Consider the following 1,933-nt stretch of genomic DNA (forward strand, 5'->3'; position numbering starts at 1 on the left):
GTGAACTGAAATATCTAAGTAACCAGAGGAAAAGAAATCAACCGAGATTCCCTGAGTAGCGACGAGCGAACGGGGACTAGCCCTTAAGCTGGAATGGTTCTAGAAAAACAGCCTGGAACGGCTGGCCATAGAAGGTGATAGCCCTGTATTTAAAAGGGCCACTCCAGTGAAGACGAGTAGGGCGGGGCACGTGAAACCCTGTCTGAACATGGGGGGACCATCCTCCAAGGCTAAATACTACTGACCGACCGATAGTGAACCAGTACCGTGAGGGAAAGGCGAAAAGAACCCCGGAGAGGGGAGTGAAATAGATCCTGAAACCGTGTGCGTACAAGCAGTAGGAGCTCGAAAGAGTGACTGCGTACCTTTTGTATAATGGGTCAGCGACTTACTGTTCGTGGCAAGCTTAACCGTATAGGGGAGGCGAAGGGAAACCGAGTCTGATAAGGGCGCATAGTCGCGGGCAGTAGACCCGAAACCGGGTGATCTAGTCATGGCCAGGGTGAAGGTGCCGTAACAGGTACTGGAGGCCCGAACCCACGTCTGTTGCAAAAGACGGGGATGAGCTGTGATTAGGAGTGAAAAGCTAATCGAACCCGGAGATAGCTGGTTCTCCTCGAAAGCTATTTAGGTAGCGCCTCATATGTATCCTCTCGGGGGTAGAGCACTGTTATGGCTAGGGGGTCATCGCGACTTACCAAACCATTGCAAACTCCGAATACCGAGACGGACTGTATGGGAGACACACGGCGGGTGCTAACGTCCGTCGTGAAAAGGGAAACAACCCAGACCCACAGCTAAGGTCCCAAATTCACTGCTAAGTGGAAAACCATGTGGAAAGGCACAGACAGCCAGGAGGTTGGCTTAGAAGCAGCCACCCTTTAAAGAAAGCGTAATAGCTCACTGGTCGAGTCGGTCTGCGGGGAAGATTTAACGGGGCTAAGCAGTGAACCGAAGCTTGGGGTGTGCATATTTATATGTACGCGGTAGAGGAGCGTTCCGTAAGCCGTTGAAGGTGGATTGAGAAGTCTGCTGGAGGTATCGGAAGTGCGAATGCTGACATGAGTAACGATAATGCGGGTGAAAAACCCGCACGCCGAAAGCCCAAGGTTTCCTTGCGCAACGTTAATCGGCGCAGGGTGAGTCGGCCCCTAAGGCGAGGACGAAAGTCGTAGTCGATGGGAAGCAGGTTAATATTCCTGCACCTCGCGTAAGTGCGATGGAGGGACGGAGAAGGTTAGGTGTACCCGGCGTTGGTTGTCCGGGGGAAAGGCGGTAGGTTTGGATCTTTGGCAAATCCGGGATCCTTTAAGACCGAGCACCGAGACGAGCCTTTAAGGCGAAGTCACTGATACCACGCTTCCAGGAAAAGCTCCTAAGCTTCAGCTTACGCAGACCGTACCGTAAACCGACACAGGTGGGTAGGATGAGAATTCTCAGGCGCTTGAGAGAACTCGGGTGAAGGAACTAGGCAACATGGCACCGTAACTTCGGGAGAAGGTGCGCCCTTTTTGGTGGCTCATGCGAGCTATAGCTGAAGAGGGCCGCAGTAACCAGGCCGCTGCGACTGTTTATCAAAAACACAGCACTCTGCAAACACGAAAGTGGACGTATAGGGTGTGACGCCTGCCCGGTGCTGGAAGGTTAATTGATGGGGTCAGCCGCAAGGCGAAGCTCTTGATCGAAGCCCCAGTAAACGGCGGCCGTAACTATAACGGTCCTAAGGTAGCGAAATTCCTTGTCGGGTAAGTTCCGACCTGCACGAATGGCGTAACGACAGCGGCGCTGTCTCCACCCGAGACTCAGTGAAATTGAAATCGCTGTGAAGATGCAGCGTTCCCGTGGCAAGACGGAAAGACCCCGTGAACCTTTACTATAGCTTTACACTGAACGTTGAGTTCGTCTGTGTAGGATAGGTGGGAGGCTATGAAAC

At 52.9% G+C, this 1,933-nt stretch carries 1 rRNA gene (only partly in view); it reads left to right on the top strand.

Annotated elements, in window-relative coordinates:
• Positions 1 to 1,933 (top strand): 23S ribosomal RNA (locus ACLFKU_RS42465) (its annotated part extends 181 nt beyond the left edge of the window); the annotation flags it as partial.

Source organism: Paraburkholderia sp. EG304 (assembly GCF_046543485.1).
Lineage (GTDB): Bacteria > Pseudomonadota > Gammaproteobacteria > Burkholderiales > Burkholderiaceae > Paraburkholderia > Paraburkholderia youngii.